This is a genomic window from Micromonospora humida, from assembly GCF_016901255.1.
Taxonomy (GTDB): domain Bacteria; phylum Actinomycetota; class Actinomycetes; order Mycobacteriales; family Micromonosporaceae; genus Micromonospora; species Micromonospora wenchangensis.
The window spans coordinates 394,005-408,962 of the sequence record NZ_JAFEUC010000007.1; the positions used below are offsets into that span (position 1 = coordinate 394,005).

The 14,958-nt window shown below is 69.8% G+C and carries 12 protein-coding genes and 1 pseudogene; 7 read left to right on the forward strand and 6 right to left on the reverse strand.

The annotated features are described in order from the left end of the window. Nucleotides 1-76: 76 nt before the first annotated feature. From JQX11_RS17200 to JQX11_RS17210, 3 genes are read left to right on the forward strand one after another with little or no spacing between them, the layout of a single operon-like run. Nucleotides 77-1,483, forward strand: a complete 1,407-nt coding sequence (locus JQX11_RS17200; protein ID WP_204925945.1) for an APC family permease — start codon at nt 77-79, stop codon at nt 1,481-1,483. A gap of 5 nt (nt 1,484-1,488) precedes the next feature. Continuing rightward, complete coding sequence (locus tag JQX11_RS17205) at nt 1,489-2,505, forward strand: acetamidase/formamidase family protein (protein WP_204925946.1); 1,017 nt, start codon at nt 1,489-1,491, stop codon at nt 2,503-2,505. Then, nucleotides 2,502-3,179, forward strand: a complete 678-nt coding sequence (locus JQX11_RS17210; protein WP_204925947.1) for a GOLPH3/VPS74 family protein — start codon at nt 2,502-2,504, stop codon at nt 3,177-3,179. Before JQX11_RS17205 ends, JQX11_RS17210 begins: the two co-directional genes overlap by 4 nt. 516 nt (nt 3,180-3,695) lie before the next feature. Here the strand turns inward: JQX11_RS17210 and JQX11_RS17215 are convergent. Further along, nucleotides 3,696-5,081 (reverse strand): UDP-N-acetylmuramoyl-tripeptide--D-alanyl-D-alanine ligase, encoded by a 1,386-nt coding sequence (locus JQX11_RS17215; RefSeq protein WP_204925948.1) that lies wholly within the window; start codon nt 5,079-5,081, stop codon nt 3,696-3,698. Between the two features lie 870 nt (nt 5,082-5,951). Here JQX11_RS17215 and JQX11_RS17220 point away from each other — a divergent pair. Then, complete coding sequence (locus tag JQX11_RS17220) at nt 5,952-6,794, forward strand: hypothetical protein (RefSeq protein WP_204925949.1); 843 nt, start codon at nt 5,952-5,954, stop codon at nt 6,792-6,794. 40 nt (nt 6,795-6,834) lie between these two features. On the opposite strand, the gene JQX11_RS33105 is transcribed toward JQX11_RS17220, so the two are convergent. The 5 genes from JQX11_RS33105 to JQX11_RS17245 form a co-directional block, all read right to left on the reverse strand. After that, nucleotides 6,835-7,929: an XRE family transcriptional regulator gene (locus JQX11_RS33105; RefSeq protein WP_204925950.1), complete on the reverse strand. Its 1,095-nt coding sequence runs from the start codon at nt 7,927-7,929 to the stop codon at nt 6,835-6,837. Nucleotides 7,930-7,949: 20 nt separating this feature from the next. After that, nucleotides 7,950-8,651 carry a hypothetical protein gene (locus tag JQX11_RS17230; RefSeq protein WP_204925951.1) on the reverse strand — a complete coding sequence of 234 codons (702 nt, stop codon included), beginning with the start codon at nt 8,649-8,651 and terminating at the stop codon, nt 7,950-7,952. A gap of 156 nt (nt 8,652-8,807) precedes the next feature. After that, complete coding sequence (locus JQX11_RS17235) at nt 8,808-9,503, reverse strand: pentapeptide repeat-containing protein (protein ID WP_204925952.1); 696 nt, start codon at nt 9,501-9,503, stop codon at nt 8,808-8,810. A 53-nt stretch (nt 9,504-9,556) separates the two neighbouring features. Further along, nucleotides 9,557-11,017, reverse strand: a complete 1,461-nt coding sequence (locus tag JQX11_RS17240; RefSeq protein ID WP_204925953.1) for a tyrosine-type recombinase/integrase — start codon at nt 11,015-11,017, stop codon at nt 9,557-9,559. Nucleotides 11,018-11,193: 176 nt separating this feature from the next. Next, complete coding sequence (locus JQX11_RS17245) at nt 11,194-11,517, reverse strand: helix-turn-helix domain-containing protein (protein WP_232377973.1); 324 nt, start codon at nt 11,515-11,517, stop codon at nt 11,194-11,196. Between the two features lie 150 nt (nt 11,518-11,667). Here JQX11_RS17245 and JQX11_RS17250 point away from each other — a divergent pair, with 150 nt between their 5' ends. From JQX11_RS17250 to JQX11_RS17260, 3 genes and pseudogenes are all read left to right on the forward strand, one after another. Further along, nucleotides 11,668-12,204, forward strand: coding sequence for an IS1096 element passenger TnpR family protein (locus JQX11_RS17250; protein ID WP_204925954.1), 537 nt, complete (start codon nt 11,668-11,670; stop codon nt 12,202-12,204). Between the two features lie 882 nt (nt 12,205-13,086). Further along, nucleotides 13,087-13,611 (forward strand): annotated as a pseudogene (locus tag JQX11_RS17255) (IS3 family transposase); the annotation flags it as partial. A 102-nt stretch (nt 13,612-13,713) separates the two neighbouring features. Then, entirely contained in the window at nt 13,714-14,874 is a 1,161-nt protein-coding gene (locus tag JQX11_RS17260) for a phosphoribosyltransferase-like protein (RefSeq protein ID WP_204925955.1), read from the forward strand. The last annotated feature ends 84 nt before the right edge of the window (nt 14,875-14,958 follow it).

Consider the following 14,958-nt stretch of genomic DNA (forward strand, 5'->3'; position numbering starts at 1 on the left):
CGGAGCGATAAGCCTTCACGGGTGGTGCGGTGATGAGTGTTCCGTTCCCCCATTACGACCTCATTGGAAGGGCCCGATGCAGCTACAGGAGGAATTGGCGCGCTACGGCTACCGCCAGGAGTTGGCCCGGAGGCTGCGGTTCCGGGACCTGGTCGCGTACGGCTTGGTGTACATGGTGCCGATCGCGCCAATGGCGATCTTCGGCAGCGTCTACGCCGGCTCGGGCGGGATGGTGGCTCTGGCGTACGCGGTGGGTGTGGTGGCTCTGGTGTTCACCGCGTTCTCGTACGCGCAGATGGTGAAGGCGTTCCCCATGAGCGGCAGCGTCTACAACTACGCGGGTCGGGGGATCAGCGCGCCGGTCGGGTTCCTGGCCGGTTGGGTGATCCTGCTGGACTACGTGCTCGTGCCGGGGTTGCTGTATCTGGTGGCGTCGGTGGCGATGCACGCGGCGGTGCCGGCGGTGCCGGTGTGGTTGTGGCTGCTGGGGTTCGTCGGGGTCAACACGGTCGTCAACTCGGTCGGTATCCGGATGACCGCGATGGTGACCAGGGTGATGCTGGTCGGCGAGCTGATCGTCCTGGCGGTCTTCCTGGCCGTCGCCGGCTGGGCAATGGCCTCGGGCAGGGGCCGGTTCAGTTGGGACGCGTTCTACAACCCCGACACGTTCACCTGGTCCCTGGTGGCGGGTGCGGTGTCGATCGCGGTGTTGTCCTTCCTGGGCTTCGACGGCATCAGCATGCTGGCGGAGGAGACGCGTGACGGCACCCGGCAGATCGGCCGGGCGATGGCCGCCGTCCTCGTCCTGGCCGGGGTGTTGTTCATCGCGCAGACGTGGCTGGCCGCGATGCTGGTACCCCGTCCCGACGCGTTGCTCGCGGATGGCGACGTGAATGGCACGGCGTTCTACGACGCCGCTGCGGTCGCCGGCGGGAGTGGGCTGGCGACGGTGTGCGCGGTGGCGACGGCGATCGCGTGGGGCCTGCCGAACTCGATGGTCGCGCAGGTGGCCACGTCCCGGCTGCTGTACGCGATGGCCCGCGACCGGCAACTGCCGACGTTCCTGGCGAAGGTGTCGGTGCGCCGCAGCGTGCCGATCAACGCCACCTTGCTCACCGGCGCGGTGTCCCTCGCCCTCGGCCTGTACATGGCGACGCGGGCGGACGGGATCGCCCTGCTGTCGTCGCTGATCAATTTCGGGGCGATGGTCGCGTTCCTGGTCCTGCACGTCTCCGTCGTCGTGCACCATCTGATCCGCCGACGCAGCGGGAACTGGTGGGCTCATCTGCTCATGCCTGCGGTCGGCTTCGCGGTCCTGGCGTGGGTGGTGGTGAACGCCAACATCGCCGCGCAGCGTCTCGGCCTGGCGTGGCTGGCCCTCGGCGTCCTCGTCCTCGCCGGCCTCTACGCCACCGGCCGCCGACCCGCCCTGTCGGGCCTGACCGAGGCGCAGCCGACCGGCCGCAGCCCAGAGCGGGTGTGAGCACGATGTCTGACCGCAGCCACTTCACCTATCGGCCGGCGCGTGACGAACTGGCCTACACCTTCGGCGGCCGGATCCCGGTGGCGCACGTGCGCTCCGGTGACGTGTTCACCGTGCACACCGAGGACTGCTTCGGCGGTCGGGTACGCGGACCGGCGGATCTGCCGTCGCAGGTGTGCGCGATGCCGTACCTGAATCCGGTGTCGGGACCGTTCTTCATCGAGGACGCCGAACCCGGCGACACCCTGGCCGTCCACATCGCCGCGATCGAACCCGCCCGCGACTGGGGCGTGTCCGCGACGTTCCCCTACTTCGGGGCGCTGACCTCGACCCCGCACACCACCACCCTCCAACCACCCCTCGACGAACGCGTATGGGTCTACGACATCGACCCGTCGGCCGGGATCGTGCGGTACCGGGCAACCACCAGCGACCACAGCGTTGACCTTCCGCTGGATCCGATGATCGGCACGATCGGCGTCGCCCCCGCCGCGATGGAAGCCCGGGCCACGATCGTCCCGGACCAGCACGGCGGGAACCTCGACACCCCCGAACTCCGCGCCGGCACCACCCTCTACCTCGGCGTCAACGTCCACGGCGCTCTCCTCGCCCTGGGCGACGGACACGCCCGCCAAGGACACGGCGAAGCCTGCGGCGTCGCCGTGGAGATCGCCACCGTCACCACCCTCGCCGTCGACGTCATCAAGGGCGACCTTCCCACCACCTGGCCGCGGCTGGAAACCGACACCGCCCTCATGTCCGTCGGCTGCGCCCGACCGCTCGAAGACGCCTACCGCATCGCCCACCAGGACCTCACCACCTGGACCGCCGACCTGTGCCGTCTGGACACCCTCGACGCCTACCAACTCATCTCCCAGGCCGGCCGGGCACCGATCGGCAACGTCTGCGACCCCAACTACACGATTCTGGCCGCCATCGACAAAGCCCGCCTCCCCCGCCCCCAGCCCGCCTACCAGGGCGTCCACGCCCGGCTCCGCCACCTCACCCAGGAGCGGCCATGACCACTCCGGTCCCCGGGCTGCCGCTACGCGACGAGCTGTACCTGCTCGCCCACAACGACGACACCGGCCAACCCCACATCCACCGCCAAGCCTTGGCCCTCGGCCTCGCCGGCGCTGTCCTCATCGACCTCGTCCTCGCCGGCCGAACCATCCTCGACAACGACGACCACCCCGCCGGCGAGCAGAGGGTCAAGATTCACATCGACCGGCCCGTCGGCGACCTCATCGCCGACACCGCCCTCACCAGCCTCCGCCATGCCCGACCCGCCCCACCTCTGCGCCACTGGTTACGCGGGTTCGCCGACGACCTTTATGAACGCACCCGCGCCGGCCTGCACGCCGCAGGGATCCTGCGACACACGAGCCGCCGCCGACTCGCCGGACTCATCCGCGCCGACACCTACCTGCCCACCCAAACCCGATGGCCCGTCATCGCCCGCGCCCGACTCCGCTACCTCGCCGACGGCCGCGAACAACCCGACAACCACACCGCCGCCCTCGCCGGACTCGTGGTCGCCCTGCACCTCACCCCTCACCTCTTCCTCCCGGACAACACCACCGTTGTCACCGCCCACCTGCGCGCCATCGCCCACCAACACCTGCGCCCTGTCCGCGACATCACCGCCGCCGTCGACGCCGCAGTCGGCGACCTCGCCACCGCCACCTACCGCTAACCATCAGGAGGGAACCCCGTCACCGTGATGGCCACCCCGGCTCCCTGCTCACCTGGCGGTGGGCCTGCTCGGCACCGTCCTCCTCGCTGGCTGCCGCACCAGCGCCCCCGCCGATCCGAGGTCCGCCTTGACCGCCCACGCGTCCCCGTCAGCCAGCCCATCCCTCACACAGCCGGCCATGATCCCGCCGGCTGTGAATGCCATCGCAACGGTGGCCGCCGGATGACCTCGGACAACCACGTCGAAGGGCCGTGTTGATCGTCTCGCCGGAAGTGCTCATCGGTGCCGTCGCAGCAATCAGCAGGGGCGAACCGGCCCAGGACGTGTTTCAGGCCGCGCGCCGATTCACACCCGCGCCGGCAGAAATTTGGCATGCCTTGGTCAGCAGACGGGTGATTGTGGTGTTCCCGCCGTCCGGTCACCCGGGTACTGACCTTCGGCGACGTGACCGGCTACGGATCGGTGATCATGGGCGGCCTCGGCAGCCGGTCCGAGGTGCTGCTGTCCGCCTGACCCTCAGGCCGTGACAGCGCCGGGCTCCTCGATCAGCTTGTCGGCAAGCGTCAGGAGCCCGGCGCTGTTGGCGGCCTTGACCAGTACGACGTCGCCCGGACGTAGCCCGTCACGTAGCAACTCCCACGCCGCCGCCACGTCGGCAGCCCGGTCGACCACCGTCGCGCCGCCGTCGGCGCCGGCGGCGTAGTGGGCGGCGTCCGCCCCACCGATCGCGACCAGCCAACCCGCGCCGATCTCGACGACCTGCCGGCCGATCTCCTGGTGCACCTGGGCGGCGTGTTCGCCCAGTTCGGCCATCTCACCGAGCACCGCGACCGCCCGCCGGTCCCCACCGGTCATCGTCCGCAGGGCACGCAGTGCCGCCCGCATGGCATCCGGTGCCGCGTTGTAGGCGTCGTTGATGATCGTCACCCCGTCCGGGCGGGTGGTGACCTGCATGCGTCCCGGTGACACCGCTTCGGCCCGCGACAGCGCCTCGGCCACTGCCCCGATCGGATGCCCGAGGCCCAGGGCGACGGTGGCGGCGGCCAGCGCGTTGGACGCCTGGTGCAGCCCGTACAGGCGCAACCGTACCCGGGCGTTCTGCCCCTCGTGGACGAGCCGGAACGCCGCGCGGCCCAGCTCGTCGACCGTCACGTCCTCGGCCCGTACGTCAGCCGGCCCGTCGATGCCGTAGGTGAGGACCGTCGCCCGGGTGCGGGTGGCCATGGCGGCCACGAGTGGATCGTCGCCGTTGAGCACCGCCAACCCGCCCTCGCCGGGCAGGGCCTCCACGATCTCGCCCTTGGCGAGCGCGATGTTCTCCACCGACCCGAACTCGCCCAGGTGCGCGTGTCCGACGCGCGTCACGACACTGACCGACGGCGGGGCGAGCCGGGTCAGGTAGGCCACGTGCCCGACACCCCTGGCGCCCATCTCCAGCACCAGGTAGCGGGTGTCGGCGGTGGCGCGGGTGACCGTGTACGGCAGGCCGAGCTCGTTGTTGTTGGAAGCCCGGTTCGCGACCGTCTCCCCGAACGCCGACAACACCTGCGCCAGAATGTCCTTGGTCGACGTCTTCCCCACCGACCCGGTCACGCCGATCACCGTCGTGTCCGGCAGGCGGTCGACGACCGTGCGGGCCAGCCAGCCGTACGCGGTGGGCACGTCGTCGACGACGACAGCGGGGACACCGACCGGCCGGGACGCCAGGACCGCCACCGCGCCCGCCGCCACCGCCTGCGCGGCGTAGTCATGGCCGTCGACCCGCTCACCGGGCAGCGCGACGAACATCCCACCCGGCTCGATCCGCCGGCTGTCGAACACCACCGGCGCCGTGACCGTCACCTCGTCAGACCCGTCCCGCACCGTCCCGCCCACGGCGGCGGCGATCTCTCCCAGAGTCATCGCAAGCACACCGACGAACCTACCGCCCGAGGATATAGACCAGCTGCAGATCCGGACACAGGCCACCGACCGCAGCTGGCACCCGAAACACCAGCTCGGGAGGCCGGCACCGCGTCCCGCCATGCGCGGACCGACGGCGTAGGGAGTTTGTCGGAGTTCGACTCCGACAAACTCCGACAGCGCACCTCTTGACTGGCCTTGGTGTGGTCGTGCCGCAGTTCGGACTGGCGTGGCGGAATGGTGCCAGCCAGCCTGGCCCAGCGGCGACAATAAACGTGGCGGCGGAAACCCGGCTTGGTGCGCAGCAAGGTCATCGGGCCGGTGCGCCTGATGACGGACGTACGCGAGGTATAGGGCCAAGGCCCCTGCGGCGTCGGCGACCTCGTCGGGAAGCTCCGCCGCAGCCCGACGAATGCCGCTCCCGTCCGAGAATCGAGCGGCATTGAAGACTCACTGTCAGGCGGTGGCGTCGACCGGGTCGCGCACCGGCTCGTTCCCGGGATCGTCAGCCGTGACCGCCAGACATGCCCGGCACAGTGCTGGCCAGGGCTGTCAGTGCTGCACACACCCCCTGACAGGCCCTCCGTGCCGTCCCCACCCGGTCCAGACACCCTCCCGATCGGGAGGGAACCTCTTCCTGCCCAGGAGGAACGACGCGAAACTCCCCGTTTCCGCCACTCGGCTCGCCCATCGAGCCAAGACGCCAAGACCGCTGATGTGGGGACCCTAGCGTCGAGCCGGGAATCCGGCCCACCCCCTGCACGGTGTTCTCATCGATCCCGGTCGGCGGGCTCGGCCGCCTGCGGAGGTGGGCGGGGGTGGTCGGATCTCGCTCGACGGGCTGCCCCAGCGGTCGGGAGACTGGCGGCCGTGAGAGCCGAGATGGTGTTCCCGAACGGCGCGTGGCAGGAGGTCAGGCTCGGTCTGTTCGAGCCGACCCTCGACTACAGCGGCAGCGCATGGGGACGGGACGTCCTCGACCCGTGGGTTGCCGCCCACTCGTCGATCCTGGCGGCGTTGCGGCAGGTCGGCGAGCCGAGGATGGCCGCTGTGGCGTTGGCGCACGAGGACCTGTGGACGTTGTACGCGGTGAGCAGGGTGATGGAGTTGCTGGTCCTGCCCAGCCAGCCGCCCGCCACCGGTCCCGGCGACCCTGCGGACTGGCTTCCGGCTTCGGCGTACCGGCGGTTCGTCGCCGCGATCGGCGGCACGTTCCCGGCGGGGGAAGGGTTCCATCCGTTCCTGCACGAGATCGTCGAGGTCGAACCGGCAGACGATCCGCAGGCACCGCCGGTGCTGGCCGGGCAGTGGTGGCCGGGTTGCCTGGTCGGGTCGCTGCTGCTCATGCGCGGCGGCGTAAGCGTCCGCGCCGGTGCCCACCACCTGGATCCCGTACTCACCGCGAACTCGACGTTGTACTGGGCGTGGCGGCGGCGGTACCGGCAGGTGGCCGACCTGTCGCACGGCTGGGGCGGCAACTCGCAGTGGCGTACGGGCTTCCGCCGTGACTACCGACTGCCCGACCGGCTCGTCTACAACGCGGACGCGGCGCTGGACCCGACACCTCCGCATCCCGGCGGCCCGGACCGGAGCACGGACGTGGACCTGCTGCGGTACCGGTGCAGCACCCTGGTCGACCACGGCGACGACCAGTGGGTCTGGGACAGCCACCACGTCGAACCGACAGCACCCACCGCCACACCGCCTGAGTAAGCGATGGGGATCGCCCTGGCAGGGAGGGTCCCGGCTCAGGTCAGGGGCTGGTTGGGGTGAGTCGTAGTTCGGGGAGGTGTTCGGTGGCGGCGTCGATCACGGTGCGGGCGAGGGTTGCCGGGAGGCCGGCCTGCGCGGCGAGGTCCTCGATGGTGGTGTGCTGCTGGTTGAGGAGGTCGATTGCCTTGCCGAGGAGGGAGGGTTGTTCGCGGGGGCCGAGGTCGCCGGGTTCGGGGTGGCCCCACTGGGCGAGCAGGCTCATCCCGCGCCGGTAGGTGTGGTCCCGGTAGACGCCGAGGTCGTGTCCCCGGTAGACGAGGGCTTTCAGGCTGATGCCCCAGCGGCGTTTCAGCTCGTGCAGCCGGTCGAAGTCCAGCCGGGCGGGAAGCTCGGCGGCGAGGGTGGTGCTGGGGGCGAGGAACTCGGAGGCGAAGGCGGTGGCCTCCCGTTCCAGGAGCTGGCTGCCCGGCTCGGCGTCGTGGTGCAGCAGCAGGTGGCCGAGTTCGTGGGCGGCGTCCATCCGGGAGCGGGCCTTGTCGTTCTTGGCCGGGTTGAGGAAGACGAACGGTCGCTGGCCGTACCAGTGTGAGAACGCGTCGACCCGTTCGGAGGCGTCCGGCAGGGACAACACGATCACCCCGTGCGCCTCCAGCAGCCGCACCATGTGCGGCACCGGCCCGTCGCCGAGCCCGAACTCCGCACGTGCCGCCGCGGCGACCGTACGGACGTCCTCGGCCCGGGCCGGTTCCGGCCAGTCGAGCTGCGGCAGCCGCAACTGCGGCAGCCGCAACTGCCGGCCCACGACCTCGACGACCCGCCAGGCGACCTCACCGAACGCCTCCGCCTGGTCCCGCTCCGCCTGGCTGGTGGCCCGCAGGCTACGGAAGTGCGCCCGCCCCGGCGACGCCGGAGCCGGGACACCGGCGGCGAAGAACTCCACAGGCATCGCCAACGCCAACGCCAACCGGGCCAGCACCGCCGCCGACGGACGGGCCTGCCCCAACTCGTACTGGCTGACCGCCGCCGCCGTCACCCCGACCTGCCGGGCCAACTCGTTCTTCCGCATCCGCCGCCACCTGCGCGCCAACCCCAGCGCGTGCGGCTCGAAGCCCGCCACGGCCGCGGTGACCGGCACCGGCGGGCGAACCCCGCCCGTCACGCCCGTCGGCCGGCAACAGCACCGAGGGTACGGCCGGCACCGGAGGCGGGCCGCAGCGTCCCGAGCGGCAGTTCCGGCACGGGCAGTTCGTCGTGACGCTGCACCGGAACCCCGACCGGGTCACCGACGATCGGCAGCGGCGTCCCCACCGTGACGGCGTCACCGAACCAGAGCCTCACCTCGAACCACGGCGACCCGCCCTCACGGTTGTCACGGGGCAACCCGAGGTACGCCGTCGCCTCGCCCGTGGCGATGTCACCGGTGTGCGCGACCCGCAGGTGCCGCTTCGGGGGCACCACCCCGGCGAAGACCTCCGGGAACTGCTCGGCGTCGTCGAAGGCCAACTGCCCGTCGCGGCTGTTCTCCACCGCCCCGCCGAGGCGGGCCTCGCTGCCCTCCCACCGGATCGACTCGATCCCACCCTGCAACGAGTACAACCGCACCACATACCCGGCGCAGAGGATCTCCAGGGAGTTGTCCTCCACCCGCACCCGTACCCCGTCGACCCCGTCGAAGGACGCCTTGCCCAGGTTCGTCAGGTTCCGCCACACCGTGGTGCCGAAACTCATCGCGTCGTCGCCGAGTTCCGGCTCGTGCCGGTCCGCCGCGCGCCGGTACACCTGCCGGATCAACCCGCCCAGCGGCTCCAGCACGCCCCGCCCGTCCAGCACCGCCACCGCGTCATCCAGCAACCCCATGCCGCAGAATCTAGTCCATACCGCAGTTGATGTTGCGGAAATCAAGCAGCCGACACGCCCGACATCGAACCCGGCACTGCCGGCGCGGCCTCACCGGATGACGCCAGAGACACACACCCGGCAGCCCTTCCCGAGGCGGCTTCGGGTGCGACAGGCCTACTCCTCGTCGGGGTCCTCGATGCGGACGCCCAGTGCACTGGCGAAGGCGTACGACAGGGCAATGAGGTCCTGGTGGGCGAGGATCGCGCCGGTCATGCTGGTCACGCCGCCGATCCCGGTGAGGTCGCAGCGGGCGAAACGGGTGCCGTCCATGCCCGCCTGGGAGAACTGCGCGCCGGTCAGGTCGCAGTCGGTGAAGCGGGCGCCGCGCAGGTCCGCGTGCTGGAAGTCGACGCGGGCCAGGTTGCAGCCCTCGAACGCCACGTTCGCGAAGGTGGTGAACCGCCACGACGACAGATCGAGTCGGCAGGCCGAGACCGTGACGTCCCGCAGCGCCCCGTTGACCCACTGCAGGCCCGTCATCCGCGCCGTCGACAGCCGTACCCGGAGCATCGACGACCTGTCCGTCCGCAGGTTCGCCAGGTTCGTACCCTCGAACACGCAGTCGGTGAACCGCGCCGCCTCCAGTCGGGTACCGCTGAGGTCGGTGCGGGTGAGACGGCACCGGGTGAACTCGGCCCCGTCCGCCGACCGCCCGGACAGGTCGAGATCGCCCAGGCCCAGCCGCTCGAACGTCGCCTCGTCGCCGATGGTCAGGTCCCCGGCGGAGGGCAGGTCCGGCGACGCCGGCAGTTTCGGGGCCGCCGGAGCCCGCCACCGGGCGGCACCACGAGCGGACGAACGGGCGACCATGCCGCGCACGCTAGCCGAGCCGGTGGAGACCGCCGACAGCGGCACGCGGACGGTCAGGCGGTTCTGGGCCGGTGCTGGCGGATCTTCTCCGCGACGGCGTCGGCGGCGTCGTGGTGCATCGCCCTGGTGACGCTCTGGTACGTGTCACGGGTCAGGGTGGTGGTGGAGTGACCGAGCTGCTCGGAGACGACCTTGATGTCCACCCCGGCGGCCAGGGCGATGGTGGCGGCGCTGTGCCGCAGGTCGTGCAGGCGGGTCGGCGGTAGCCCGGCCTGGCGTACGAGCCTGCGGAACCGCTGGGTGACCCCGCTGGGATGCCACGGCCGGCCGTCGGGGCGGACGAAGAACAGGCCGGTGTCGGGCCACGCCTCACCGGCGGCGAGGCGCCACTGGGCGCGGCGGGCCCGGTAGGCGGCGAGAACCCTGACCGTCTCGGCGTCGAGGGCGAGGTCACGGTTACCCGCCCTGCTCTTGGGCTTCTTGCGTACGGCGGTGTAGCCGTGGGTGGCGATCTGCTGGTTGATCGTCAGCTCACGCCTGTCGAGGCGGACCTCGGCGTCGAGCAGCCCACAGGCCTCTCCACGCCGGGGACCCCGGTAGGCCATGAGGTGCCACATCGGGTACAGGTCGGGTGCGTGCACCCGGGCGTGGTCGAGGAACGCGACGATCTGCTCGTCGGTCCACACCATGACCCGACCCGGAACCTGCCCGGTGGCCCTCCACCGCTCCACGCGTTCGGCCTCCCACACGATCGGCACCGGACGGTCGCCGGGGACCTTGACCAGCGCGGCCGGGTTGGAACCGACGATCACCTCCTCGGCGAGAGCGTCGTTGATGGCCTTACGCAGGCAGGCGCGGATACGCTGCCGGGTCGACGCGCCCGTGGTCCGGACACCGACGACCGAGGCGCGCACGTCAGGGTCGCCGCTGGCCCTCGCCGCACGGATCTCCTGGTTGCGGCGTTCGATCGCGGCGAACATGGCCCTGATGTGGCCGGTACGCAGCCGGTCCAGCGGGATCTCCCCGAGATGCGGAATGAGGTGCACCCGGACGAGTGACTCGTAGCCACACGCGGTGTTGTCATCGACGGTCAGGTGGGTGAGCCACTCGGTGAGGTACTCGCCGACGGTCACCATGTCAGCCAGCGACCCGTCACCGCGCAGCCGTTGCCGGATCCGGTCGACCTCGGGCAGCGGCCGGCCCGACCGCACACAGGTCTGCAACAGGTCGGCGATCTCGGTACGACGGCCCCGGTCCCGGACCGCGATGGCGAGCAGGGCCCGTGCGTGGTCCAACTCGGCGGCGGCGTCACGGCGGGTCGACAGCCCGGACCGGCGCAACTGCCGACGCCGGCCGTCACTGGTCGGCGGCAGTTCCAGCTGGTAGGTCCAGTGACCGTGCTCGAAACTCCAGGACCGGTTGGGGCGACGCAGCTTCGGGCACTCGTTGCCCAGCGGCCTGCCGGTATCGGGATGGCGGCAGCCGCAGCGTTTGAAGATGCTCCCGTCTGGCATAGCTCGTGGTGCTCCTCGGGTTCGTGGTGCGGCATCGGTTTGTCGATCGACATCCACGCGTGACACGCCGCGACGATCAAGTCATCGACGGACACCGACCATCGGCAGGGTCGACGCTGCGGCCGGCGGGATCCGCCCTCCGGTCCCGGCGAGACCGGAGGGCAGTTCGGAAGCGGTCAGGGCGGGTCCCCGACGCTGTCGGCGTTCCCTACGTCCGGCCCGGGACCGGTCGGATGCGGCAGGTGCAGCATGGCCAGGATCGGCGCGGTCGGTGCCCGGTAGTGGGCACCGACCCGGTACAGCGGCGTGGGGAACGCGTCGCGGCGGGCCAGCTTGTAGGCGGCCGAGCGGGACATGCCCAGGACGGCGGCGGCCGTGGCGAGGTCCGTGCTCGGACCCAGCGCGCGGATCCGCTCGGCGGTCCACGCCTGCCGCTCCTCACGGCGGGACGCCTCACCGGTGGCGGGCGTGGCGGTTCGGGTTCGTCGTGGCGGTCGCATGGTCGGTCTCCCTGATGAAGGAACTCGCGGTGGCATGGTGAAAGACCCGGCGACGAAGGACGCCGGGTCCGAGCGGTGCGAGGCGTGTCTTGGTGTACGGGCCGCGGCGCGGCGGTAGCGTGGTCGGCCAGCGGCTGCGGGAGGTGAACGGTGGCCAGGACGTGGTTGTCGATCCGGGTCGAACTCGTCTCCGGGCGGGGCGAGGACTACTGGCCCCGGCCAGGCCGGATCCTCGCCGCCGCCAGGTCGCACACGTTCGAGCAACTGGGCACGGCCATCGACCTGGCCTTCGCCCGCTGGGACCTCGCACACCTACGGCTGTTCACCCTGGCCGACCAGACCCCGATCTGCTCCTTCCGGACCTGGGAAGACACACCAGACGGCGCGGTGGACAGCGACAGGACCACACTGAACCGACTCACGCCAGGTGATCAGTTCGCCTACGTGTTCGACATGGGCGACGACTGGGCCCACCTGTGCACCGTCGCCGACCACCGCATAGACCCACTCGACGAACTCGGCCTGGCGGTCACCCAGCCCACCCCCTACCGGGGCTGGGGCGACCTACCGGACCAGTACGGCCGCCGCTGGGACGGCGACGACGGGTCCGCCGCGCCGAGACGACCCAGCAACCCCCTGGCCGACCTGACGCCCATCCTGCCCTGGTGGGGACCCCGACGGCGGTAGCCACAGCCGCAACCTTTCGTCGCCGGCCACCACGTCCGCGCAGCGCCACGTGTCGTAGGTGACGCCGGCGGACGGCGGTGACCTGGCCGACCACTGTCTGCCACCTGACAGAGCGATGGGAACCCGGCGCGAGACGAGGGGAGAATCGCTGCAGCGACTGGCCAAGCGGGCTGAGGTCATCCGCATCGACCGGCTGACCGCCGGCCATGATGCGCTCACACCCCCAAACCGGGCTCTGTCAGCTCTGGCGAACACTTCCCGGCCTCACAGCCCACTGACAGCGGCTCACAAGGCCACGGCGATCTCACAGAAAAGACAAAAGACGCTGGCCACTGATGCTTACAGTCCGCCCGCTGGGCTCGCGGTACTCCGGCCTGCCCAACCGGTCGGATTGAGCGGGCTCTCCTGCAGGGAACCCAGCCTCACCGCCTCCGGCCGCTCAAGAACAGGACCGGCGGGATCGCCGGTTGGCCAGCGCTGTCAGCCCTCCGACTCGTCGACGTAGCCCGTGACAGTCGTCGTGGCGCTGTCACTGCCTTCCGGGGTCGACTTCTGTCAGAGGCCCGCCGTCATGGCGGAGCCCACGCTGACAGATGTCACCGCGCCGCGACGGTGGCTCTGACAGAGGCCGTCGGTCCGACAGCTACTCTCGGTGCTCTGACAAGCACGCTCACAGACTGACGGACCTCTGGCAGTGGGCGCTGTCAGAGCTGCCGACAGAGATGGCGTCTGACCACCCGCGATGTTTCGAAGTTGACGCCGGTGACGCGCGCGATGGCCTTGGCGAGGGTTTCGGGTAGGAGGATCTGTGGGGTGGTGGGCGGGGCTATCCAGACGTCTGGCCCGTTGTCGTCGGAGTTGCCGTTGCGGATGAGCTGGGCGCGAGACTTCACCGCCGACGGCCCGAACCGGTTGTGGCTGGCCGACATGACCGAAGACCGCACCGGTGAGGGCAAGCTCTACCTGTGCGCGATCAAGGACGTGTGGTCGAACCGGATCGTCGGCTACTCCATCGACTCACGGATGAAAGCCCGCCTGGCCGTCAACGCGTTGCACAACGCCGTAGCCCGACGCGGCCAGGTGGCCGGCTGCGTGCTGCACACCGACCGCGGATCCCAATTCCGCAGTCGAAAGTTCGTCCACGCCCTGCACCAACATCACCTGACCGGATCGATGGGCAGAGTCGGCACCGCCGGCGACAACGCCGCCATAGAATCGTTCTTCGGCCTGCTGCAGAACAACGTCCTCGACCGCCGAACCTGGACCACCCGCCAACAGCTCAGGACCGCGATCGTGACCTGGGTCGAACGGACCTACCACCGCCGACGACGCCAACGATCCCTGTCCCGGTTGACCCCTATCGAGTACGAGACCATCATGACCCCACCGGCCAGTCAGGCCGCGTGACTGCACCTGTCACCTATCGGTGCAGCAGACCCTTCTTGACTCGCGGCGAGAGGCTGGCCGAAGCGGATGAAACCGAGTGAAACGCAAGTTGGTCGACGCTGGTTGGAGAACTTCTACGATAAGGAGCGGGAGACCGCAGCGCTGCTGATTGACAGTCTGCGCTTCGTCAGTACGGGCAAAGTCCGGACCGAGCTTGAAAACGAGATACTGTCGGGCGACCGCTACCAGAAGCCTGTAGCGTTCTACCCTATCCGCAGTTTGGATGACTTCCCCTCGGTCATCAAGGCCGGGGGCATAGAGAGCAAACCAGTAGCTTTCAAGGACTTCAGCCCGACAGAGCCGTTACGGGTCGCACCAGGAAGCGAAGCTCTGGCCGCGAACCTGCTGCGCACCATCGCGAAAGCGTACCCGGAAGCCGTCATGGGTCCTGACAGCGACCTAGCGACGCTTCGAACCCGGCGTTGCCGTTCAATAGTCCTTGTAGAAGATTACGCCGGATCCGGCGACCAATGCTTGCAGTACCTCCAAAGCTGGCTAGCCAATCGAACCCTACGGAGTTGGCACTCCTTTGGCTGGGTCAGATTCCACGTTCTACTTCACAGCGTCGCGCCGAAGGCTCACAGCTTCATCAAGCTACTTCGTCCCCGCGACCTTAAGACGTTCACCGCCCTCGAAGTGGCCCCTACGGTAGACGACGCCGGATGGACTGCTGAGCAGATGAAGCGGGTGAAAAAGCTATGCCACCGCCGCGCGGCTAATCGCGAGCTCGCATTAGGCCACAAGGGCAGCGGCGGGCTGCTGGTCATGCAGCACACAGTTCCGGACAATCTGCCGATGATTCTCTGGCAGACGGGTGGGCACACTGCCGACGGCCAGCCATGGCGTCCCTTCCTGCCGAATCGGTCTATTCCCCCATCGCTGGGGTTCCTTGCATCCAACTCCTATGCCCCGCCGACCGACTACCCGGCGGCGGCCGACCGCCTGGACGACGGACGAGTTACCGCTACGCTCGCCGAGCGCGTCGGCCCGAGGCAGCAAGAGAAGTTCTACGTCCTTGGCGCCTGCATCCGCGGGATCCGGCAGACCGACCGACTCGCCGCCGAGGCACGAGCCTCCCTACAGGGCATCAAGCGGACAGTACGAACCCTGCAAGGCTGGGGATACATCGACGAACGGCTGCGGCCAACCGACTGCGGCCGGCGGGCGTTCGCCCGCCACGCTGCCCTAGGTTCTGTCTTGCGGATCATGAGTGTCGCTCGTTAAGCCTGGTATGGCGCGAGGTGATCTCACGAACCACGAGTGGGCTGTGCTGGCACCGTTGTTGCCGGCGCAGCCCGTTCGGGGTGG